The sequence below is a fragment of the Citromicrobium bathyomarinum genome, from assembly GCF_038594485.1.
GTDB classification, from domain to species: Bacteria; Pseudomonadota; Alphaproteobacteria; order Sphingomonadales; family Sphingomonadaceae; genus Alteriqipengyuania; species Alteriqipengyuania bathyomarina_A.
Genome location: NZ_JBCFZG010000001.1, coordinates 993,036 through 1,015,291 on the forward strand (window position 1 = coordinate 993,036; position 22,256 = coordinate 1,015,291).

Below are 22,256 nucleotides of genomic sequence, written 5' to 3' on the forward strand. Positions count from 1 at the left end.
GTAGCGGATTTGCCGCGTGCCGCCACGCGGGCTAATCGCATCGCAAAACACGATGGGAGACGGTACGTTGGGCGGCAATCGCGAACAGACTTACGACGAGGTCGTCACCGGCCGCCGCAGCATTCGCGGCTTCCTCGACAAGCCGGTGCCGCGCGAGCTGATCGAAGAGATCGTCGAGCTCGCAACCCGCGCGCCGTCGAGTTACAACAACCAGTGCTGGAACTTCACCGTCGTCACCGGAGATCCGCTCGACGCGATCCGGCGAGGCAATACCGAGGGCATCCTCGCGGGCAATCCCGACACGCGCGAATTTCGCCGACCCGAGGGCGACCCGCCCGAGCATCACCGTCGCCGCCAGATCGACGTCGCCAAGCAGCTGTTCGGGGCGATGGGGATCGAGCGGGAGGACAAGGAGCGCCGGCAGGATTGGACGCTGCGCGGTTTCCGCCAGTTCGACGCGCCCGTCTCGATCGTCGTTACCTATGATCGCGCGATCCATGGCAGCGACATCGCTCCGTTCGATTGCGGCGCGATTACCAATGCGCTGGTCAACGCAGCATGGTCGCGCGGGCTCGGCTGCGTGATCAACTCGCAGGGTATCATGCAGAGCCCTGTGGTACGCGAACATGCCGATATTCCAGAGGATCAGGTGATCATGATCTGCGTTGCGATGGGCTGGCCCGACCCGGACTTTCCCGCCAATGCGGTGGTCTCGGAACGAAAGCCTCTGAGCGAGACTGTACGCTTCGTAGGTTTCGAAGGGTAACGAGATGCGCAGGCAGCTGGAATTGCTCGCCATTTGCTTTTTCGAGCGCGGCTCGCGATAGAACGGACATGGCTGACCTGACCAACGCACCGGCGTACCAAGCGGATGGCGAACAGGCCTTCAGCATTTGCGATCCCAGACCCGCAGACCATGTCCGCCATCTGATCGAGCACAGCCCCATCGCCTCGGTCGTTTCAAACCCGCGGCTGCCCGACAATCCGCTGGTCGCGGTCAACCGGCCCTTCATCGATCTGACCGGTTACGGGCCGGAGGAAATCCTTGGGCGCAATTGCCGCTTCCTGGCAGGCGATGGCACAGAACCGTGGCTGACCGAGACGATCCGCGAAGGCGTGCGCGAGCGAAAGCCCGTGCTGGTCGAAATCCTCAATTACAAGAAAAGTGGCGAGCCGTTTCGTAACGCCGTGCTGGTCGCGCCGATCTTCGGCGACGATGACGAGCTGGAATATTTCCTCGGCAGCCAGGTAGAGGTCGACGGGCCCGATCCGCAGCTTGCCGCAGGCCGCCGCGAACGTGCCTCCGCCATGTTGCAGACGCTCTCCCCCCGCCAGTTCGAGGTGACGAAGATGGTCGCCAGCGGGTTGTTGAACAAACAGATCGCGGGCGAGCTGGGCCTGTCGGAAAAGACCGTGAAGATGCACCGCAAACTGGTGATGGAAAAGCTTGAACTGCGCACCGCGGCGGACCTTATCAGGCTGGCCGTGGAAGCGGGGGTCTAGCGGCACCGCCGCGCCTGGTGGGGAGAGCGGTGCGGGCCACCCTCCCCGATTTCGACCTCAAGCGGTCGCCTCGGCAACCCTGGCCGCGCAGCGATCCACCCAGTCGCGGATTTCCGGGCCGGCGGGCAGCGAATCGCCGAACCACTGGAAGGGCGAGCTGCACAGCATGTCCGCCGCGCTGAACTGGTCGCCGAGCAACCAGGGGCCCTTGCGCAGGGCGGCGGTAAGCTGCTCCAGCATCCGCTCTTCGTCACCCAGCCCGTCCGTGACCACGGAGTGCGTTACCCCTGCCCATTTGAGGATCAGCACTGGCTCCATCACGCCCTGGTAGTACAACAGCCACGAGAGATAGGCCCCGCGCCCCTTCTCACCCGGCAAGGGGCCCAGCTTGGCCTGCGGATGTCCGTCGGTGAGGTAGAGGATGATCGCCCCACGCTCGCGCACATGTTCGTCACCATCGACGAGGTACGGCACCTTCTTTTCCGGATGCGGATTGTTGGCGTCCTGCTCGCCCGAGCCGTCCTGCCGACGGATCGTGACTTCGCGGATCTCGACGTCGGCCCCGAGCATGCGAACCAGATCGACCACCGTGTCGGAGCGCGACTGGGGCGAGTGATAGAGCGTAGCCATGAGGTTTTTCCTTTCTGTTTGTGGTGGCGCAGAGATAGGCAAACCTTCCTGACAGAAAGAGGCAGTAGCGATGGCGCGGCAGGACAGATTGATGCGACTGCTGGCCGCGCTCAGACGCCTGCCCTCGCCCGTCACCGCCGAGCGGCTGGCAGCGGAAACCGAGATTTCCCGGCGCCAGCTCTACCGCGACATCGCCACTTTGCGCGCGGGCGGTGTGCTGATCGATGGCGCAGCGGGCTATGGCTACACCCTCACCGAAGACCCGGCGCTGCCGCCGCAAAGCTTCTCCCGCCTCGAAACCGAAGCGCTGATGCTCGCGGTGGGCAGTCTGGACCATCTGGGCGACGAACAGCTTGCCAAGGCCGGGCGCGACGCGATGGCGCGGATCATCGCCACCCTGCCCGATCGGCAGGCGCGCCAGTCCATGCACGCCATCATGCGCTCTTGGCGCATGCCGGAAGATCGCCCGGCGATCGCGGTGGATGTCGATATGCTGCGGCAGGCCTGCTGGGACGAAACGAGCGTCATCATCACCTACCGCGACAAGCAGGACCGCCACAGCGAGCGCGAGATCCTGCCGCTTGGCCTGTCCTACAGCCCGACCACGCTGATGCTGGTCGGCTGGTGCCTGCTGCGCGAGGACTACCGCACCTTCGAGGTTGCCCGGATAGAGCGGCTGGAGACAGGCTCGACCAGCTTCCGCCCCCGCCGCGTGGAGCTGCTACGCCGATACCAGGCGATGCGGATGGCGGAATGGGAGGCGCAGAAAGCGGCGGAGCGGCAGGCCTGTCAGGCCTCACGCCGCCCCAAATAAAGAACTAGCGCAGATTAACCACGTTGTCGGTCTCCGGGCGCACCCGGCGGCCATCGTAAAGGCTCATCATCGGATCGTCGTCGACGATAACGGACCGGTTCGCGCCGAAGCCGTTGAAATCGGTCTTCATCGCCGCGCCATAGGCACCCAGCATTCCGACTTCGATGTAATCGCCCGCCTTGATGTCCGCCGGAAGCGCGAAGGGCCCTTCCATGTAATCGGCATCGTCGCAGGTCGGCCCGTAGAGCGAGAAATCCTCGGTCGCGGCATGCTCTTCATGGCCGAGCGCGCGAACCGGGAATTTCCAGCCCAGATGCGCCGCGTCGTACAGCGCGCCATAGGCCCCATCGTTGATGAACAGTTCGGTCCCGCGACGCTTCTCTACCCGAATGAGGAGCGAGGAGTACTCCGCGCACAGCGCACGGCCCGGCTCGCACCACAGCTCCGACGAATAGGAAATCGGCAGCGTTTCGGACGCGCGGAAAATCACTTCGAAATAGTCTTCGAGCGGCGGCGGCTCCATGCCGGGATAGATGCTCGGGAAGCCTCCACCCACGTCGATGATGTCGATCACCACGCTCGACGAGACGATCGCGGCGCGCGCGCGCTCGATCGCCTGAACGTAGGCAAACGGCGTCATCGCCTGGCTGCCGACGTGGAAACACACGCCCAGCCAGTCGCAATGCTGGCGGGTCTTTTGCAACAACACCGGCGCATCGATCTGATCGGCACCGAACTTGCTGGCGAGCGAAAGCTCGGAGAATTCGCTGGAGACGCGCAGCCGTACGAGCAGCTTCAGGTCCTTTGCCGGGCTGCCATCGGGCGCGCGGCACGCCTCGACGATCTTCGCCAGCTCTTCTTCGCTATCGAGGCTGAAGGTGCGGCACCCATGCTGATGGTAGGCTTCGGCAATCGAACTTTTGGGCTTCACCGGGTGCATGAAGCACAGTTCGGCCTTCGGCAGGATCGAACGCACCAGTCGCACCTCGACGATCGAGGCGACATCGTAATGCGTCACGCCGTTATCCCACAGGATGCGGATGAGATCGGGCGAAGGGTTGGCCTTCACAGCATACAGCGAACGCCCGCGAAAACCATCGACGAAGAAACGCGCCGCGCGCGCAGCCGCGTGGGGGCGGTTGAGGATAATCGGTTCGTCGGGCGCGAGGGCTTCGACTACGGATCGAGCGTCAGGATGTGTGGCCAATTCAAGGGACCCCCAAAACGGTTAGGTTTCAGAACCGGACGATGCCGGGGCTGCCTTGCGGTTTAAGAGTCCCCTTGGGGCAGCGGAGGCGGGCAAATAAGCCATCCGCGTGCCGATGCAAGAGAAATCGTTGCGCAGCGTTCGATGATTCAACGCTGGGACGGCGGTGGGTTCCGAGATGGCGCCGGAGCGCGACGAAACGGTGTGCCTACTCGCCGACGAGCGCCTCGACCACCAGCGGAGTAATCCCCAGCAGGACGTTTACGTTTTCGCGCAGATTTTTCATCGTCACCCCGTAGTCGAGAACGACATAACGGGTCACGCCGATCGTTCCGTCCGAAGTATCGCGCCACGTCAGGACGGCTGCCTCGTTGAGGTTGGCGCGGGCCAGATCCGTATCGGTGATCGTCGAAACGGGATCGAAGCGGACCTGCATCATCACACCCTGGCAGCCCGGCACATTACCCACGTCGCATGCCGTCCCGATCAGCACGTATTTCGTGCCGTCGTCGCTTTCCGCACCAACGCTGACGTCGCCGAATTGCCCCTCGTTGAGCAACGTGTGGTCGAGCGAGCCGACGATCGCCTTCAGGTCGTCGGTATCGACGGAGGCGACGACTCGCTCCGGTGCGTAATCCTGCGCCGACGCGGACCCTGCCAGCAGAGCGAAACCGATGGAAAATGCGAAACCGAGCTTGCGAATCACTTGCGTCCCTCCCCTAAAAGCGGGTCGGACGCTTCCACAAATTTGGCGATTTGACCAGAACCTCGATTAGCTCAGCCGGTTGCGAAATTCCTCGTACCCAAAGCGTTTGACGCAATCGAGCGCGTCGCTTTCGCTATCCCACAACCAGATCGAGGGCAGCGGAACGCCGTTGAAAGTGTTGGTCTTGACCATCGAATAATGCGCCTGGTCGAGGAAGGCGATCCGCTGGCCCGCCTCGTTGGGAACGGGCAGCGAATATTCGCCGATCACGTCGCCTGCAAGGCACGAGGGACCGCCGAGTCGAACCGGAGGATCGCCAGCCTTCTCGTGCAGCATCGCGGGGCGATACGGCGCTTCGATGACGTCGGGCATGTGGCATGTGGCGGAGATATCGGTGATGGCGAAGGGGCCGTCGTTCTCTCCCGTATCGAGGATCGTGCCCACCAGGATGCCCGCATCCAGCGCAACCGCCTCCCCCGGTTCGAGATAGATTTCCGCGCCGGTATCGTCCTTCGCATCGCGCAGGAACTCGATCAGCTCCTCGCGTTCGTAGTCGGATCGGGTGATGTGGTGCCCGCCGCCCATGTTGATCCACTTGAGCTGGTCGAAATACGGCTCGATCGCGTCGAACACGCGGTCCCACGTGCGGTGGAGCGGCTCGAACCCCTGTTCGCACAGATTGTGGAAGTGGATACCCTCCACTCCCTCCATGTGCTCCTCGGTCAGCTGGCTGAGCGGGAAGCCGAGGCGGCTGCCGGGGCTCGACGGATCGTAGCGGGGCACCTCGCCGGTCGGCACCTGCGGATTGATCCTGAGGCCGACGTCGAACCCGCCGCCACTCGCCCTCGCCTGCTCCAGGATCAGCGCGGCGCGCCGCATCTGGCCGGGCGAGTTGAAGATCACGTGGTCGGAAAGGCGCGCGACCTCTTCCAGCTCTTCGGGCTTGTAGGCCACGCAATAGGTGCTGATCTCGCCATCGTAGAACTCGGAGGCAAGGCGCGCTTCCCACAGGCCCGACGTGCACACCCCGTCGAGATATTCGCCGATGATCGGCGCGGTGCTCCACATGCTGAACGCCTTGAGCGCAGACAGCATCTTGATGTCCGCCTCGTCGCGGATTTCCGCAAGGATCTGGCAATTGGCGCGCAGTTTCGCCGCGTCCACCACGAAGGCGGGCGTGTCTACGCGAGAGAGATCGAAATGGGCGAAGGCGCCCGGGTCGCCGGCTTTTGTTTCCATGGGTCGCCAGATAGGCAAGCTATCGGGCCATGTCATGCGTCGGTCGAGGATTTGTGACCTGCGCGGCGAATGCTGCTAGGTAGCCATGGGGTCGCACACAACCGAGGGGGGACGGAGAATGCTCCGCATATCGGCACTAATCCTGCTGCTGGCTGCCATTATCGCGCCAGCATCCGCGGGCGAACTCGACGATTTCGTGGCGGCGCAGATGGAAAGCTCTTCCCTGCCTGGGGTGGCATGGGCGGTGGTCGATGGAGACGCCGTGACCACCGGCGCGGACGGAACTGCCGATGGCGAACGCGATGTGACGCCCGATACGCCCTTCCTGCTCGGGTCGATTTCGAAGAGCTTTACCGCGCTGGCAATCATGCAGCTGGCCGAAGCGGGCAAGCTCGACCTGGACCAGTCGGTTGCGCACTATCTGGGCGATTTCGCGGGTAAACCGGCGGGCCCCATTACGCTGCGGCAATTGCTCAGCCACACCAGCGGGCTGTCGACCTTGCAGGGCAACAGCGCCCCGCCGGAGACGGAGGCGCTCTCCGATGCGATTTCCCGCCGCGCGGCATGGTATGCACAGCAGGAGCCGGCATATGCTCCGGGCACCCGGTGGGAATATTCCAACGCGAACTACCTGATCCTCGGCCGCGTGATCGAGGCCGTGAGCGGGATGCCCTACCCCGCCTATATCGCAGCGAACATTTTCCAGCCGCTGGGAATGGACGCCAGCTACGTCTCCGGCGACGGGGAGCACACCGGGCTGGCGCAGGGCTACACCCCTTGGTTCGGCTCTTTCCAACCCACCGGAGCGCAGTGGGCCGGACTAGGCTCGGCACCGCAGGGCGGAATCGTCTCCACCGCAAGCGATCTCGCGCGCTACCTGCAGATGATGATGAACGGGGGGGACGATATCCTCAGCGCAGCAGGCAAGGCTCGGATGCTCGAACCGGCGAGCGAGGTCTCGCCCGGCTACGGCTTTGGCTGGATGCTCGATGCAGACGAAGGCAGCGCCTACCACACTGGGATGAGCCCAGGGTTCGAAACCATCGCGGCGATGCTACCGGGCAAACGGCGCGGCGTCGTGGCGCTGACCAACGGGACCAGCGGGATGGGCTTTGCCGAAACCACCGATCTGCGCCTCGGACTGGTCGCACGCGCGCTCGACCTGCCGAAAGGGGCGGACACAGGCAGCACGCTGCGCAAGGTCAATTTCCTCGCGCTGGCAGCCGCGCCGGTCGTGCTAGTGCTGGCAATGATCTGGGCTTGGATCCGGCGCGAGGCGTTGAGCGCCAAGCGATCCACCGCGTTTGGCCTGTTCAGCCTGTTGTTCCCGCTGTTCGCGATGGCGGCAGTGGCATGGGTTTGTGTGGTTCTGATCCCGCAGATGTTCGGCGTGCCGATTTCGACGCTCGGCCTGTTCCAGCCGGACATGGCGCTGCTGCTGAAGGCGACGGCTGTGCTGGGATTGCTGTGGGCCGTGGTGCGGCTGGCCTTGGCGTATGGTGCTGGGCGAGCCAGCGCCTGAGGGATTTGCTCAGCGGCTGTCCAGCGCTGTCTGAAATGCGTTCAGCGCGGTCTCGTCGAAGCACACCAGCGCAATGCGGTCGAAAGCGTCGGGTTTCTCCGCCACCACAGCCGTCACCGTCTCGACCGCGACCTGCGCCGCACGGTCCAGCGGATGAATGCCGACGGAGCGCGCGCCCTTCTCTACCGCGCGGGTGAGCGATTCACGATAGCAACTCGCTAGCTGCTCAGGCTCGCCATTATCGCCGCCGCGCCAGACCGGACCAACGGTGTGGATGATGTGGTCGGCGGGCAGGCGATAACCCTTGGTGACCTTCGCCTGCCCCGTCTTGCATCCGCCCAGCAGGCGGCATTCATGCACAAGATCCGGCCCCGCCGCACGATGGATTGCCCCATCGACGCCGCCACCGCCAAGCAGGGAGGAATTCGCCGCATTCACGATCGCGTCGAACTCCATCGTCACGATATTGCCCTGCACGGCTTCGATCGTGGTAGTTCCTGCCTGCAAAAGCTCAGAAACCCACCGGGCCGTCCAGCTCCTTCACGTTCCACGGCAGGCCGTGCTGGTTCAGCATCTCCATGAAGGGATCGGGATCGAACTGTTCCATGTTGAACACGCCGTCGCCGTCCCAGATGCCCTGCACCATCATCGCGCTGCCGATCATCGCGGGTACGCCGGTGGTGTAGCTGACCGCCTGGTTGCCGGTTTCCTCGTAGGCGGCTTCGTGGCTGCAGATATTGTTGATGTAGAACGTCTTCTCGCCGCTGCCATCCAGCGCTTCGCCGGTCGCGATGACGCCGATATTGGTCTTGCCCTTGGTGGTCTCGCCCAGCGTCTCGGGCTTGGGCAGCACGGCGGCGAGGAACTGCAGCGGGATGATCTCGCGGCCCTGATACTTGACCGGCTCGATGCTGGTCATGCCGACGTTCTGCAGCACGGTCAGGTGCTTGATGTATTCATCGCCGAAGGTCATCCAGAAGCGTGCACGCTCCAGCTCGGGGACGAACTTGGCGAGGCTTTCCAGCTCCTCGTGGTACATCATGTACATGTTCTTGGGCCCGACTTCCTCGAAGTCGAATTCCACCTTCTTGCCCATCGCCGGGGTCTCGACGAACTCGCCACCTTCCCAGTGGCGCGCGGGCGCGGTCACTTCGCGGATGTTGATTTCCGGGTTGAAATTGGTCGCGAAGGCCTGCCCGTGGTCGCCGCCGTTGCAGTCGAGAATGTCGAGCTGGCGGATGGTCTTCAATTTGTGTTTCTTGAGCCACATCGTGAACACGCTCGTCACGCCCGGATCGAAGCCCGAGCCGAGCAGCGCGGTGAGGCCAGCGTCCTTGAAGCGGTCCTGATAGGCCCACTGCCAGTGGTATTCGAACTTTGCCTCGTCCTTGGGCTCGTAATTCGCGGTGTCGAGGTAATCCACGCCCGCTTCGAGGCAGGCATCCATGATCGGCAAATCCTGATAGGGAAGCGCAAGATTGACCACCAGCTTGGGCCCGATCTTGCGGATCAGGTTGACCATCGCGGGGACTTCCTCAGCGTCGATCTCGTAGGTCGAAATCTCCACACCCGTGCGCTCCTGCACCGAAGCGGCGATCGCATCGCACTTCGACTTCGTGCGGCTGGCGAGGTGGATGTCGCTGAAAATCCCTGCGTTCATCGCCATCTTGTGGACGCAGACCGAGCTCACGCCCCCTGCCCCGATCACCAGTACCTTCGCCATGTGTGTTCTCCGTATTCGAATCCTCGTGCGCGCCCTTACCCAAACGGACGCGCCGGTCCAAATGATCCGGCGCGCATTGCGGCAAAGCGTGCTTTCCTATCCCCGCTCGGGGTTCTAACGGGGGCGGATGACCCCGCCAAACCCCCTCGCCGGACTGCTTGAATCGCGCCTGTGTCGGCCAGCCGGATTTTTCGCCTCAGGACACTGTGTCAGGTGTGTCAGCCGCCCCCTTCGAGCGACGAGCTGATGGCCGACATGCGCACCCCGAGTCGCGATGGCGTGATCGCCGCTGCGCGCAGCATCGCGCAGATCCTGCCGCCGACGCCGCTGCTGCCGGTCGAGATCGGCGGCGTGCGATGCTGGATCAAGGCGGAGAGCCTGCAACCCATCGGCGCATTCAAGATCAGGGGCGGCTGGTGGCGGCTTTCCTGCCTCAGCGAGGAAGAGCGCGCGCGCGGCGTCGTCGCGGTCTCTTCCGGCAATCACGCTCAGGGCGTCGCTTGGGCAGCCAGAAAGCTGGGCATTGCAGCCGCCATCGTGATGCCGCGCAATGCGCCCAAGGTGAAGCTGGAGGCGACCGCCGCGCTCGGCGCGGAGATCATCCTTTACGACCGCCCCGGCGAAGACCGTGACGAGGTTGCCGCGCGCGAGATCGCAAAGCGCGGCGCGGTGCTGGTCCACGCCTTTGCGGATCCATGGGTGATCGAAGGCCAGGGTAGCGCCGGAATCGAGTTTACCGAGCAGCTGGGCAAGCAGCCGCCGTTGATCCTCGCGTGCTGCGGTGGCGGCGGGCTGACGGCAGGGCTCGCTCTCGCCTGCCCCGACAGCAAAGTCGTGCCGGTCGAGCCTTTCGGATGGGACATGGTTGGACAGGCACTGGCGGCAGGCGAGATCGTGCAGGCCGCACCCGATGCGCCGACAACCATCTGCGACGCGCTCCAGCCGCCTGCGACCCAGCAGCTCAACCTCGATGTGCTGCGCGGTCGCGCCGAGCCCGGCGTCACTGTGACCGACGAAGACGTGCGCAATGCCCAGCGATTTGCCTTTGCCAAACTGGGCCTCGTCGTGGAGCCCGGTGGCGCGGCGGCCCTTGCGGCAGCCCTTGCGGGTAAGCTAGCGCTGAAAGACGATACCGTCATCATGCTGACCGGACGCAACGTCGACCCCACGGCTTACGCCGCGACCATCGCGCCCGACGCAGCCTGAACACCGCAACCGGAGACACCCCCCCATGGCGCAAGCCGAAGCCCACATCATCGACCGTTCGGTGGTCCGCAAGAGTTCGGGCCTCAAGGACACCCTGCTCGACAAGGCCTTTGCCACCGCATTCCGCGGACTGGTCTACGCGCAGATATGGGAAGATCCGGTGGTCGATATGGAAGGCCTCCAGATCAACGAGGACAGCCGCGTGCTGTGCATCGCCAGCGGCAGCTGCAATGCGCTGAGCTACCTCACCGCCAACCCGGCGGCGATCACCGCGGTCGATCTCAACCGCGCGCATATCGCGCTCGGTCGCCTGAAGATCGCAGCGATCAACGCCCTGCCCAATTACGACCTGTTCCGCCGCTTCTTCGCGCATTCCGATTACAAGGAAAACGTGGCGATCTACGAAGACCGGATCGCCCCGCTGCTCGACGCGGAAAGCCGCAAGTACTGGGAAGGCCGCGACATTCGCGGACGCCGCCGCATCACGCAGTTCCAGCGCGGGATCTACAAGCAGGGCCTGCTCGGCAACTTCATCGGCATGGCCCACCTCTTCGCCAAATTGTACGGCGTCGATCTGCGCAAGGTTCTCGAAGCGCCGACGGTGGAAGAACAGCGCGAGGTGTTCGAGAGCGAGCTGGCGCCGGTGTTCGACAAGAAGTTCGTCCGCTGGGTGACCAACCAGCCCGCCTCGCTGTTCGGTCTCGGCATCCCGCCCGCGCAGTACGACGCGCTGGCGGGTGACGAGAAGATGGCCGAGGTGCTGCGCAAGCGGCTCGAAAAGCTGGCCTGCGATTTCGATGTGAAGGACAACTACTTCGCGTGGCAGGCGTTCAATCGCGGCTACTCGAAGGACGAGGACGCGCCGCTGCCGCCGTACCTTCAGCGCGAGAATTACGCCGACCTGCGCGAACGGGTCGCCAAGCTGAGCGTGCAGCGCGCCAACCTTTCCGAATTCCTCTCCTCGCAACCCGCGATGAGCCTCGACCGATACGTCTTCCTCGATGCGCAGGACTGGATGGACGACAACCAGCTGACCGACCTGTGGCGTGAAGTGACCCGGACCGCGCGCAAGGGCGCGCGCGTGCTGTTCCGCACCGCTGCCGAGCCGAGCCTGCTGCCGGGGCGTGTGCCGAACGAGATCCTCGACCAGTGGACCTATCACGAGGAACTGTCGAAGGACCTGACCCAGCGCGATCGCAGCTCGATCTACGGCGGCGTTCACCTCTACGAGCTGGCCTGATGGCACCGGCGGGGGAGAAGCACGATCACGCGGCGCTGATGGATTCGATCTATCGGGGCCAGAAGTACATCTACGATATCACGCGCAAGTACTACCTGTTCGGGCGCGACGACCTGATCCGGGGGCTCGACTGCCAGCCGGGCGACGGCGTGCTGGAAATCGCCTGCGGCACGGGGCGTAATCTTGCCAAGGTGCAGCAGGCTTACCCCGGCACGAAGCTGTTCGGGATCGATATCTCGGCGGAAATGCTCAAGAGCGCACAGGGCAAGCTCGGCACCAAGGCGATCCTCGCGTCGGCCGACGCGCGCCAGTTCGATGCGCGCGCCATGCTCGGCCGCCCGACGTTCGAGCGGGTGATCCTGTCCTATTCGATCTCGATGATCCCCGACTGGGAACGCGCGATGCGCCACGCGGCAACGCTGGTGGCGCCGGGCGGATCGCTGCACGTGGTCGATTTCGGCAGCTACAGCGCGCGCGACACGCTGGGCGCGCGAATTCTGAAATGGTGGCTGAAGCAGTTCCATGTAGCGCCGCGGCTCAACCTGCCCGAAGTCGCTGCCGAAGTGGCTGCACAGCCCGGCTGGCGGCGCGAGGGGCGCGACGGGATGGGCGGCTACTACCGGCTGGAGAGGCTCTATCGCGATGAAAGCGCCGCAGATTGACGCGCCAGGCCTGCGAATGTAGGTTTTGATAGAAAACTGATTAGGGGGAGGGGAAAATGCAGGCCCAAATGCTCGCACCGGCGGCGGTGCTCGTCGCATGGTCACTGATCATGCTGGTCTGGATGGCACTGACCCGCCTGCCCGCCATGGCGAAAGTCGGCGGCGGGTTGAAGAATGCGCCACGCGGCGGCCGCGGACAGAACCTCGAAGGCGTCCTGCCCGACAAGATCAACTGGAAGGCGCATAACTACGCGCACCTGATGGAACAGCCCACGCTGTTCTACGCCACCGTCGTAATTCTCGCGATCCTCGCGCCCAGCCCGCTCGCGGTGCTGCTCGCGTGGGTCTATGTGGGCTTGCGGATCGTCCATTCGGTCTGGCAGGCGACGGTCAATATCGTGGCGGTCCGCTTTCTGCTGTTCGCTGCCTACAGCTTCGCGCTGACCGCCCTTGCGGTCATGGCGCTTATCGCAACTCTGGGAGGCCCCGCATGATCGGAATGGATATCCTGCAACCCGTCGTCGTACTGATGATCTGGACGATGATCGTCTGGGTATGGATGTACGCCACCCGAATTCCTGCGATGCAGGCGCACAAGGATATCGACACGGCCAAGCTGGTCGGCGGCACGGGCAAGGACCTGGACACGCTGCTACCCGCACGGGTGCAGTGGAAGGCGCACAACTACAACCACCTGCACGAACAGCCGACGGTGTTCTACGCAGTCGGCATCGTGCTCGCGATCGTGGGTGCGGGCGACGGTATTCCGGCGCTGCTGGCGTGGATCTACACCGGCCTGCGGATCATTCACACGATCGTGCAGGTCACCGCAAACCGCGTAATGGTGCGCTTCGTGCTGTTTGCGATTTCCAGTGTCGTTCTGATGGGTCTCATCGGGATCGCTGCGGCTCGAGTGTTCGGGTTCGATGCAGGAGGCAGCGAGAACCTGCTCGGTTCGGTCTGAACCACGAAGAAAACCGCTCACCCTGAGCCTGTCGAAGGGTCGTACTTCTCTCAGTCATTGGTCAGAAGTAAGGGCAGTCCTTCGACAAGCTCAGGACGAGCGGGAATTGAGGTTTAAACCAACCTCGTCACTCCGCCGCTTCTACTTCCTCGACGTGGCCGTCCAGCTCGATCTCGAGCCCCGACAGGAACCGCTCTGCATCAAGCGCGGCCATGCAGCCCGTGCCCGCCGCCGTCACCGCCTGGCGATAGGTGTGGTCCATCACGTCGCCGCACGCGAACACGCCGGGGATTTCGGTCCGCGGAGTGCCCGGCTCGACGACCAGATAGCCGCCATCGTCGGTCGGCAGCTGGCCCGTGAACAGCTCGGTCGCAGGCGCATGGCCGATGGCGACGAAGGCGCCGTCGACCTCCAGCGTGCTCTCCTCGCCGGTCTGCGTGTCCTTCAGCACGAGGTGATGCAGCGCGCCATTTTCGCCCGCCACGAACCGCTCGACCGCCTTGTTCCACAGCGGCGTGATCTTGTCGGACTTGAACAGTCGCTCCTGGAGGATCTTCTCGCTGCGCAACTCGTCGCGGCGGTGAATCAGCGTCACGTCGTCCGAATGGTTGGTGAGGTACAGCGCTTCCTCGACCGCAGTATTACCGCCGCCGATCACCGCCACCTTCTTGCCGCGGAAGAAGAACCCGTCGCAGGTCGCGCAGGCCGACACGCCCTTGCCGCCCAGCTCCTGCTCGCCCGGCACGCCGAGCCACTTGGCCGAGGCACCGGTCGCGATCACCACGGTGTCGCCGATATACTCGTCGCCGCTGTCGCCCACCGCGCGGAACGGCGAGCCAGACGTGAGGTCGATCTCGACGATCGTGTCCCACATCATCCGCGTGCCGACATGCTCCGCCTGCGCGCGCATCTGTTCCATCAGCCACGGGCCCTGGATCACGTCGGCAAAGCCGGGGTAGTTCTCCACATCGGTGGTGATCGTCAGCTGGCCGCCGGGCTGCAGGCCCTGGACCATGACCGGCTCCAGCATCGCGCGCGCGCCATAGATGGCGGCGCTGTAGCCCGCCGGGCCGGAACCGATGATGAGCATCTTGGTGCGGTGCGTCGCCATCTGCGCGCGTCTCCTGTCCGTCTAAAGTCTTGGGTCGAATATGGGGATTATGGCGACCGGAGTCACGCCCCGAAGCGGTCGTTCAGACGCTCGCGCAGCGGATCATCCACACCAATCGCCTGTTCCAGAAACGCGTCGAGCGAACCCCAGCGTTCATCCACCGTGCCGACGAAGCGATCGAAGTAACCCTCGCGCACCTGCATCAGCGCGTCGATCGTCGGCCGGTCGAGCGGGCCGAGCCGTGCTTCGATCCCCGGGAGCGACTGCCTTTCGAGAATGTCGTAGGTCGGCGCATCATTGGTGCGCAGGAATTCGGTGACCATGTCCGCACGCGACACGCCAAGGATATGGTGCAGCAGCGCAGCCGCCATTCCCGTGCGGTCCTTGCCCGCGAAACAATGCACCAGGCTGGCCCCGTCGCGATCTGCCAGCGCGCGCAGATACTGCCCGAAAATCACCTGCATCGCCGGGTTCTCGGGCATGCGGGTGTAGAGATTCAGCATCCGCTCCTGCGCGGTCTCCGGCGTCAGCTCGCGCTTCTCCTGCGGCACATGCGGCGGGCTGGAGCTGGTTTCGCCATCGTAGAACACGACCTCGCCATCCCACAGGTCCGGGCGGCGGCAGGGATGGCGTTCACGCTCCCCATTGCCGCGCAGGTCGATCACGGTACGGATGCCCAGGTCGGCAAACGTCTTCAGATCCGCCTCGCTCGCCTCGACATGCTGGCCCGAGCGGAACAGCAATCCGCTGCGCACGCGCCCTCCCCCTTGCGTGGGATAACCGCCGTAATCGCGGAAATTGTGGATGCCTTCGGTGGCGAGGAAAGTGGGGCCGGTATCGCTCATGCCTGTGCAGGTGGCAGCCGCCCCGCCCCGGCGCAACCGCGAAAGGTCGATTGCAAAGCGCAACCCTTGCCAAAATCCGCTCCATGCCCGAACCAAGCGCCGAACGAACTGGGAAAGAGGAACCGCACGCCATGGCCGATTACAACACCATCCGCGTCGACCAGACCGGCAGCGTCGTGACGCTGACGCTGAACAAGCCCGACAAGATGAACGCGATGGGGCCAGAGATGGTGGGCGAGATGCTCAAGGCGTTCGATGCGCTGCCCGGCATGGGCGCACGCGCCCTCCTCATCACGGGCGAAGGGCGCGGGTTCAGCTCGGGCGCGGACCTGAGCGCGCGCCAGTTCGACGGCGGCAAGCCGGGCGACGCCTCGCGCCGCAGCCTGCAAACCTCTTTCAACCCGCTGATGCTGGCGCTGGCCGGGCTCGACATTCCGGTGGTCACCGCCGTCAACGGTGCGGCGGCGGGGATCGGCTGCACGCTGGCGCTGTCCGGCGATCTGATCGTGGCAGGCAAATCCGCCTACTTCCTGCAGGCCTTCGTCAATATCGGGCTGGTCCCCGATGGCGGCGCAACCTGGGTGCTGCCTAAGGCGGCGGGCATCCCGGCAGCGATGGAAGCGATGCTGCTGGGCGAGCGTATCCCGGCCGACCGGGCTTACGAGCTGGGCATGGTCAACCGCTGCGTCGACGACGATGCGCTGTTGGACGAGGCCCGCGCGCTCGCCGAGCGGCTGGCGAACGGCCCCACCGTGGCGATGGGCCAGATCCGCCGCCTCGTGCGCAACGCGCAGTCGCAGAGCCTCTCCGACGCGATGAACGCCGAAGCCGAAGCCCAGCGGATCGCGGGCAATAGCGAGGATTTCGTCGAAGGCGTGACCGCCTTCCTCGGCAAGCGCGAGGCGGCGTTCAAGGGGAAGTGAAAGAGCCTGCCGCCTGAATCCGTTCGTCCTGAGCCTGTCGAAGGGCTGCGCTTTCTTCGGGCACGGACTTGCAAAAGGAAATGCAGTGCTTCGACAAGCTCAGCACGATCGGGGTAGCATAAGGAGTGGCGAGATTTTCCTACTCGCCGCTGTCCCGCTATCCTCCAGGCGGCTCCTTCTCCCCGTCCGACTCCCTCACGATCCGCGCCGCGAACATCCGGCCGCCGCATCCGTTTAAGCCCGGAGTTTTTTGCCCCTAGGACACTGTGTCAGGTGTGTCAGAGCCCTACACGCGCGCCTGTGCGATCAGCCCGCGCGCCTGCTTGAGGTGCGGGATATCGACCATTTCGCCATCCAGTTGCAGCGCGCCCGAATCGGGGTTCGCTTCGAACAGCGCGACGATCCGGCGTGCCCGTTCCAGTTCATCCTCGGACGGTGTAAAGGCGCGATTGATCGGTTCTACCTGCGCGGGATGAATCGCCATCATCCCCTTAAAGCCCAGCGTGCGGGCATCGGCGGGCACCCTGGCCATCCGCTCCTCATCGCGGAAATTGGGGTCGATCGTCTCGATCGGCGCAACTCCTGCCGCGTTGGCCCCGGCAAGGCACAGCGTCCGCGCGAGCGCAAAGGGTTCGAGCAGGTTGCCATCCGCATCGCGATTGGCGGACGATCCGAACGCCGCCGCCAGGTCTTCCGCGCCCCAGGTCAGCGCATCGAGCCGGGGCACGCCCGCATAGTCGCCCAGCCGGAACAGCGCGGGCGCAGTCTCGGTCGCGACCACGATCATGCGGATGCTCTCCGCCTCAAGGCCGGCCGCCGCTTCCAGCGCGGTGAGGTAGTGGTCCAGCAGGCGCGCCTCGTCGGGCGTCGCCTTGGGCAGCATAATGCCATCGGGCCGGTGCTGCACGACGGCGACGAGGTCGCTCAGCGCATCGCTCGTGTCGAGCGGGTTGATGCGCACCCACAGCGGCTTTGTCCGGTCGCCCTGCCCGAGCGCCTTTGCCACATGCTCGCGCGCGCCCGGCTTGGCGCTCGGCGCGACCGAATCTTCCAGGTCGAGGATGATGAGATCGGCTTTGCCCGCCAGCGCCTTCTCCAGCTTGCGCTCGGAATCGCCGGGCACGAACAGGAGCGAGCGCGCGGTCCACGGCCTGACATTGGTGGCGGCGGCGCTGGAAACGGGTTTGCTGGTCGCTGTCATGCCGCGGGTCTAGCGGCCGTGCCGCGATCCCGCCAGTCGTCTCGCCCGGTTGGCCTCAGTTGCTCGCGCAACGCACACTGATGTCGCGCGCGATCGCCTTGCGCTGTCGTGGATGCGCGCGGTCGGCACTTTCCCAGTCGACCTGGTAGTCGATCGATTCGTAGATCGTGGTGCGCGGCGTCCATGAATCGGCGCAGGCCATCCGCGCCGCCATCTCGACCTTCGCCGCCAGTTCTCGCCGCGCGTCGCCGGTGTCGTCGAAGAAGCCGCTCTCCACGCCCCGGTCTACCCTGACGAGGATCGCACTCGCACGATCCTGGGCCATGGCCGGTCCCGCAGCCATGGCGAGACATACAATTGTCGGCAGAATTCGCGTCATCATCCCTGCTCCCCCACGCGCGGCGGGATGAGCCGCGCGGCGGAAATGTCGCAAGTTCGTCACATAGCGTCAAGTCGATCGCGAAAGCTGCCCATCTGCGGGACCGCTATTGTGCGATCGCACAGGAAAATCCCTCGCTCATCCGAAAAAGACACCGGTGTTGCATCCTGGGCACGAGCCTGCCGAGACCGGCCCGACGGCAAGCTAAGCGATTGAACCATCGCGCAAAGCCCCGTCGGTCTGCGCGCTGCCGATGGCCGGACCGGCGACTGCTGCGACGCGAGTCTCCGAACTGCCATCAATCCGTCTCTTTCTCGCAACCAAGCGCGGATAGCCGCCCGCCGCATCGGGATTGAACACAGGGAAACTACCACATGACCAGTATGCGTTTCGCCACTCGGGTCGGCCTTCTTGCGCTGTCCACCGCCCTTGCCGCTCCGGCGCTCGCGGGCGAAGTCGTCGGTACGGTGACGGGAGATAACGATACCGTGACCCTGCGCTCCGCCGAAGTGCGGATCGTCGAGCTCAACCGGGTCGCGACGACCGGTCGCGACGGCTCGTTCGTCTTCGGCGACGTGCCCGCTGGCGAATACACCATCGAAGCGAGCTATGTCGGCGCGGAGACCGCTCGCCAGACGATCAGCGTCCCCGAAACGGGCGAGGTTGGCGTAACGCTGGCGCTCCTGTCCAATCAGGGCGAAACGATCGTCGTCATCGGCCAGCGTGCAAACCTTGCCAGCTCGCTCAACCGCAAGCGCGCGGCGGACGGCATCAGCGACGTGCTGACCCGCGACGCGATCGGCCAGTTCCCCGATCAGAACGTGGCGGAAAGCCTGCGCCGCCTCCCCGGCGTGAACGTGCTGAACGATCAGGGCGAAGGCCGTTTCGTCAGCGTGCGCGGCCTCGACCCCGAGCTCAATTCGAGCTCGCTCAACGGGGTGCGCCTGCCCTCGCCTGAAAGCGACGTGCGTTCGGTCGCGCTCGACGTGATTTCGAGCGACATCATCGAATCGATCGAGGTCAAGAAATCGCTGACCCCCGATATGGACGCCGACACGATCGGTGCTTCGGTCGAGATCAACACGACGAGCGCATTCGACCGCAAGAAAGACCTGCTCTCGGTCAAGCTGGAAGGCAGCTATAACGACTATGTCGGCAAAGTGACGCCCAAAGGCAGCATCGACTTCGCCACCCGCATCGGAGACGACTTCGGCATCTCGGGCGGCATTTCGTACTACAAGCGCGAATTCGAGACCGACAATATCGAGGCAGCCGACTGGAACGAGGCAGGCGGCGTGGCCTTCGCCGAAGAGGTCGAATATCGCGACTACGACGTGACACGCGAACGCATCAGCGGCACGCTCAACGCCGATGGCCGCCTGTCGGATTTCACCAGGATCTTCGTGCGCGGCACCTTCAGCCAGTTCGACGATCACGAATATCGCCGTCGCACCACGCTGATCTTTAACGAAGACCCCGCGAGCGGCACTGCCGACAGCGCGTTCTTCACCGACGCAGACGGCCGCATCGAAGTACGCCGCGACCTGAAGGACCGGTTCGAACGCCAGCAGATCGCGTCGCAGCAGATCGGCATCGAACACGATGACGGGGTGTGGAAGGCTCACCTTTCGGGCAGCTGGGCGAAGTCGAGCGAACGGGAGAATTTCTCGGTCGATCCGATCCGTTTCCGCTCGCGCTTCGACGGCGATGGCGTCGACGTGACGATGGATTACAGCGACGATCGCGTCCCGCTCTACAGCGTCTCCGGCAACACGGCGGATTTCTTCGATCCGGCCAATTACAAGTTCAACCGGCTCGAGCTGACCACGCTTTCGGACAGCGTCGACGAAGAATACGCGGTCAAGGGCGACCTGGCCCGGTCTTTCGCCCTGGCCGACGGCGAGTTCGCTCTTCAGGGGGGCTTCAAAGGCCGCTGGCGCGACAAGAGCTACAACTTCACCGGCGTCTATTACGGCGACTACAACGGCACCCTCAACGCAGGTACGCTACTGGGTGAGCAGACCTATCGCCTGACCGATATCGGGCCTGTGCTCGACAAGTACTCTGCCGCGAAATTCTTCCTGGCCAATCGCGCCAATTTCGAAGTCGACCAGTACGAAACCGACCTGCTTTCGCTGCCGAGCAATTACAGCGCGGAAGAAGACATCCTCGCCGGCTATGGCCTCGCTCGCTACGACAGCGACACGCTGCGGGTAATCGGCGGGGTCCGCGTCGAAGACACGCAGACCACGCTCAATGGTCAACTGGTCGTGGATGATGGCAACGACGTCACCGACGTGATCCCGGTTTCGTTCGATCGCAACTACACCGACTGGCTTCCCAGCCTGACGATCCGCTTCGAACCGAAGGACAACCTTGTCGTTCGCGCGGCAGGCTACAAGAGCCTCGTCCGTCCGAAGCTGTCGAAGCTCGCCCCGATCTACACCATCAACGAAGACCTCGAGGCAGAATTCGGCAACCCCGATCTGCTGCCCTACCGCGCGTGGAATGCCGATGCCTCGGTCGAATACTACTTCGACAGCAAGGGCGCGGTCACATTGGGCGCGTTCTACAAGTCGATCGACAATTTCATCGTCGACCAGACTCTGCAGACGCCGGGCACCTTCCAGGGCGTCGACTACGACGAACTGACTCGCGCCATCAATGGTGACACGGCGACCGTGTTCGGCATCGAAGCCAGCTACAGCCAGGTGATGACCTTCCTGCCCGGACCGCTGAGCGGCCTGTTGCTCCAGCTCAACTACACCTACACCGACGCAACCGGCACGGTGCTGAACGACGGTGACATCAACGACCCGCGCGAGATCACGCTTCCGGCTGCATCCAGACACACCGGCAACATCGTGATCGGTTACGAAAAGGGCCCGATCGATCTGCGTGCGGCAGGCACCTACCGCAGCAAGTATCTCGACGAGCTGGGCGGCGACCCGACCGAAGACCGCTATGTCGACAACCACTTCCAGATCGACCTGTCGGCCAAATACAAGCTGACCGACGGGATCCGGCTGTTCGCGGAATGGATCAACGTCAACAACGCCAAGTACTTCGCCTACCAGAACTTCGACAGCCGCAAGCGCCTGCTCCAGTTCGAAGAGTACGGCCCGACGGTGAAGTTCGGCGCGAAGGTCAACTTCTGATGGACAAGCGCTTCAACATGATTGCCACCGCCGGCCTCGCGCTGGCGGTGGGGGGCTGCGCCAGCGTTCCCGCGATGGGCGATCCGGCGGTTTCGGTTTACGCGACCGCCGAGACTGCTCCGGTGGGGACAGCGAACGAGGACGCTGCGGACGACCCGGCGATCTGGCGCAATCCGGCGGATCCGTCGAAAAGCCTGATCGTCAGCACGGACAAGAAGGGCGGCCTCTACGTCTACAATCTGATGGGCGAACAGCTGGCATTTATGGCGGCACCCGGCCTCAACAATGTCGATCTGGTCGAGATGTCGGACGGCGGGATCCTGGTCCTCGCAAGCGACCGTCGCGATCGTGCTGCGGCCCATATCCAGCTGGCAATGCTCGATCCGACGACCGGCAAGCTGGTCGCGAAAGAGCGCGTGAGCGTCGGGCCGGGCGAAGGTTATGGCATCTGCGTCGGCGCGATGTCCGACACCGGCACGCTCGATGTGTACTCCGCCCCGAAGGAAGGCACGATCTACCGCACCCGCCTGACATTCGCAGCGGGCAGCGTTTCATCGGAGACCACTACCCTCGCCAGCGTGCCGTCCCAGCCGGAAGGCTGCGTGTTCGATCAGCGCACGGGCACGCTCTACGTGGGCGAGGAAGCTGCCGGTATCTGGGCGATCGAGGCCACGACCGGCACGAAGACGCTGGTCGCGCGCACAAACACCGGAATGCTGGTGCCCGATGTCGAAGGGCTGGCGCTGGCGCCTGAGGGCGAAAATGGCGGCTATCTTGTCGCATCGAGCCAGGGCGACAACGCCTACGCCGTCTACCGTCTCCCCGAAATGGAACCCGTCGGCCGCTTCCGCATCGCCCAAGGCGCGTTCGGCAGTACCGAGGAAACCGACGGGATCGAGCTGGACAATCGCAGCTTCGGACCGGACTACCCGCAGGGGCTGTTCATCGCGCAGGACGGCATCAATTCGCCCGATGCGCAGAACTTCAAGCTAGTGTCGTGGGGCGCAATCCTGAAAGCGCTCGGCGCGGAGTAAGAGCGTCTTACCTTCGGGGAGCGATCGAGCGAAAAAGGCCCGATTGCTCCCTAGCCAACCCAAAAAAATCTTTCTCCCAAACCACGGATACTTGGACACCCACCTCGCCCAACTGTTGACGTCGGGCCACGTCTGACCGAGACGCCCTTCCGCACGCCGGTCGGCGCGTTCCACCCCGGGGGCGATCAC

At 64.2% G+C, this 22,256-nt stretch carries 22 protein-coding genes; 12 read left to right on the forward strand and 10 right to left on the reverse strand.

The features are described 5' to 3' along the window. Positions 1 to 52: 52 nt before the first annotated feature. Together AAG591_RS05010 and AAG591_RS05015 are read left to right on the forward strand one after the other, a co-directional pair. Complete coding sequence (locus AAG591_RS05010) at positions 53 to 766, forward strand: nitroreductase (protein WP_342529916.1); 714 nt, start codon at positions 53 to 55, stop codon at positions 764 to 766. Between the two features lie 68 nt (positions 767 to 834). Further along, entirely contained in the window at positions 835 to 1,503 is a 669-nt protein-coding gene (locus AAG591_RS05015; protein ID WP_342529917.1) for a LuxR C-terminal-related transcriptional regulator, read from the forward strand. A gap of 57 nt (positions 1,504 to 1,560) precedes the next feature. On the opposite strand, the gene AAG591_RS05020 is transcribed toward AAG591_RS05015, so the two are convergent. After that, positions 1,561 to 2,133 carry a glutathione S-transferase family protein gene (locus tag AAG591_RS05020; protein WP_342529918.1) on the reverse strand — a complete coding sequence of 191 codons (573 nt, stop codon included), beginning with the start codon at positions 2,131 to 2,133 and terminating at the stop codon, positions 1,561 to 1,563. Between the two features lie 91 nt (positions 2,134 to 2,224). Here AAG591_RS05020 and AAG591_RS05025 point away from each other — a divergent pair, with 91 nt between their 5' ends. Next, a complete protein-coding gene (locus AAG591_RS05025; protein ID WP_342529919.1) occupies positions 2,225 to 2,947 on the forward strand; it encodes a helix-turn-helix transcriptional regulator in 723 nt (240 codons plus the stop codon). Between the two features lie 4 nt (positions 2,948 to 2,951). Here AAG591_RS05025 and AAG591_RS05030 read toward each other — a convergent pair whose 3' ends face one another. The 3 genes from AAG591_RS05030 to AAG591_RS05040 form a co-directional block, all read right to left on the reverse strand. After that, positions 2,952 to 4,154 carry a type III PLP-dependent enzyme gene (locus AAG591_RS05030; protein WP_342529920.1) on the reverse strand — a complete coding sequence of 401 codons (1,203 nt, stop codon included), beginning with the start codon at positions 4,152 to 4,154 and terminating at the stop codon, positions 2,952 to 2,954. A gap of 208 nt (positions 4,155 to 4,362) precedes the next feature. Next, positions 4,363 to 4,860 carry a type III secretion system chaperone family protein gene (locus AAG591_RS05035; protein ID WP_342529921.1) on the reverse strand — a complete coding sequence of 166 codons (498 nt, stop codon included), beginning with the start codon at positions 4,858 to 4,860 and terminating at the stop codon, positions 4,363 to 4,365. Positions 4,861 to 4,926: 66 nt separating this feature from the next. Then, entirely contained in the window at positions 4,927 to 6,099 is a 1,173-nt protein-coding gene (locus tag AAG591_RS05040) for a carboxynorspermidine decarboxylase (protein WP_342529922.1), read from the reverse strand. Positions 6,100 to 6,217: 118 nt separating this feature from the next. Between AAG591_RS05040 and AAG591_RS05045 the strand changes: the two genes are divergently transcribed. Next, entirely contained in the window at positions 6,218 to 7,621 is a 1,404-nt protein-coding gene (locus AAG591_RS05045; RefSeq protein WP_342529923.1) for a serine hydrolase domain-containing protein, read from the forward strand. A 9-nt stretch (positions 7,622 to 7,630) separates the two neighbouring features. Here AAG591_RS05045 and AAG591_RS05050 read toward each other — a convergent pair whose 3' ends face one another. Together AAG591_RS05050 and AAG591_RS05055 are read right to left on the reverse strand one after the other, a co-directional pair. Further along, positions 7,631 to 8,128 (reverse strand): macro domain-containing protein, encoded by a 498-nt coding sequence (locus tag AAG591_RS05050; RefSeq protein WP_425341633.1) that lies wholly within the window; start codon positions 8,126 to 8,128, stop codon positions 7,631 to 7,633. Positions 8,129 to 8,132: 4 nt separating this feature from the next. After that, positions 8,133 to 9,344, reverse strand: a complete 1,212-nt coding sequence (locus AAG591_RS05055) for a saccharopine dehydrogenase family protein (RefSeq protein ID WP_342529924.1) — start codon at positions 9,342 to 9,344, stop codon at positions 8,133 to 8,135. Between the two features lie 246 nt (positions 9,345 to 9,590). On the opposite strand from AAG591_RS05055, the gene AAG591_RS05060 reads away from it, so the two are divergent. Genes AAG591_RS05060 through AAG591_RS05080 form a run of 5 tightly spaced genes read left to right on the forward strand, consistent with a single transcriptional unit; the run spans position 9,591 to position 13,416 of the window. Then, positions 9,591 to 10,550, forward strand: a complete 960-nt coding sequence (locus AAG591_RS05060) for a threonine ammonia-lyase (protein WP_342529925.1) — start codon at positions 9,591 to 9,593, stop codon at positions 10,548 to 10,550. Positions 10,551 to 10,575: 25 nt separating this feature from the next. After that, positions 10,576 to 11,790 carry a BtaA family protein gene (locus AAG591_RS05065; protein ID WP_342529926.1) on the forward strand — a complete coding sequence of 405 codons (1,215 nt, stop codon included), beginning with the start codon at positions 10,576 to 10,578 and terminating at the stop codon, positions 11,788 to 11,790. Continuing rightward, on the forward strand, positions 11,790 to 12,452 hold the full coding sequence (locus AAG591_RS05070; protein WP_342529927.1) for a class I SAM-dependent methyltransferase: 663 nt from the start codon (positions 11,790 to 11,792) through the stop codon (positions 12,450 to 12,452). The genes AAG591_RS05065 and AAG591_RS05070 overlap by 1 nt, the downstream gene beginning before the upstream one ends. 56 nt (positions 12,453 to 12,508) lie before the next feature. Then, positions 12,509 to 12,946, forward strand: coding sequence for an MAPEG family protein (locus tag AAG591_RS05075; RefSeq protein WP_342529928.1), 438 nt, complete (start codon positions 12,509 to 12,511; stop codon positions 12,944 to 12,946). Then, a complete protein-coding gene (locus AAG591_RS05080; protein WP_342529929.1) occupies positions 12,943 to 13,416 on the forward strand; it encodes an MAPEG family protein in 474 nt (157 codons plus the stop codon). The genes AAG591_RS05075 and AAG591_RS05080 overlap by 4 nt, the downstream gene beginning before the upstream one ends. Positions 13,417 to 13,543: 127 nt before the next feature. Here AAG591_RS05080 and trxB read toward each other — a convergent pair whose 3' ends face one another. Next, on the reverse strand, positions 13,544 to 14,527 hold the full coding sequence (gene trxB, locus AAG591_RS05085; RefSeq protein ID WP_342529930.1) for a thioredoxin-disulfide reductase: 984 nt from the start codon (positions 14,525 to 14,527) through the stop codon (positions 13,544 to 13,546). Positions 14,528 to 14,589: 62 nt separating this feature from the next. Next, the gene (locus AAG591_RS05090) at positions 14,590 to 15,372 is read right to left on the reverse strand and encodes a tyrosine-protein phosphatase (protein ID WP_342529931.1); all 783 of its coding nucleotides are present in this window, start codon (positions 15,370 to 15,372) and stop codon (positions 14,590 to 14,592) included. Positions 15,373 to 15,503: 131 nt separating this feature from the next. Between AAG591_RS05090 and AAG591_RS05095 the strand changes: the two genes are divergently transcribed. Beyond that, complete coding sequence (locus tag AAG591_RS05095) at positions 15,504 to 16,295, forward strand: enoyl-CoA hydratase-related protein (protein ID WP_342529932.1); 792 nt, start codon at positions 15,504 to 15,506, stop codon at positions 16,293 to 16,295. Positions 16,296 to 16,581: 286 nt separating this feature from the next. Here the strand turns inward: AAG591_RS05095 and AAG591_RS05100 are convergent, their stop codons facing one another. Together AAG591_RS05100 and AAG591_RS05105 are read right to left on the reverse strand one after the other, a co-directional pair. Next, the gene (locus AAG591_RS05100; protein ID WP_342529933.1) at positions 16,582 to 17,496 is read right to left on the reverse strand and encodes an HpcH/HpaI aldolase/citrate lyase family protein; all 915 of its coding nucleotides are present in this window, start codon (positions 17,494 to 17,496) and stop codon (positions 16,582 to 16,584) included. Between the two features lie 55 nt (positions 17,497 to 17,551). Beyond that, on the reverse strand, positions 17,552 to 17,839 hold the full coding sequence (locus AAG591_RS05105; protein WP_342529934.1) for a hypothetical protein: 288 nt from the start codon (positions 17,837 to 17,839) through the stop codon (positions 17,552 to 17,554). Between the two features lie 410 nt (positions 17,840 to 18,249). Here AAG591_RS05105 and AAG591_RS05110 point away from each other — a divergent pair, with 410 nt between their 5' ends. Further along, positions 18,250 to 21,033 carry a TonB-dependent receptor gene (locus AAG591_RS05110; protein ID WP_342529935.1) on the forward strand — a complete coding sequence of 928 codons (2,784 nt, stop codon included), beginning with the start codon at positions 18,250 to 18,252 and terminating at the stop codon, positions 21,031 to 21,033. After that, positions 21,033 to 22,067, forward strand: coding sequence for a phytase (locus AAG591_RS05115; protein WP_342529936.1), 1,035 nt, complete (start codon positions 21,033 to 21,035; stop codon positions 22,065 to 22,067). The genes AAG591_RS05110 and AAG591_RS05115 overlap by 1 nt, the downstream gene beginning before the upstream one ends. Positions 22,068 to 22,256: the final 189 nt, after the last annotated feature.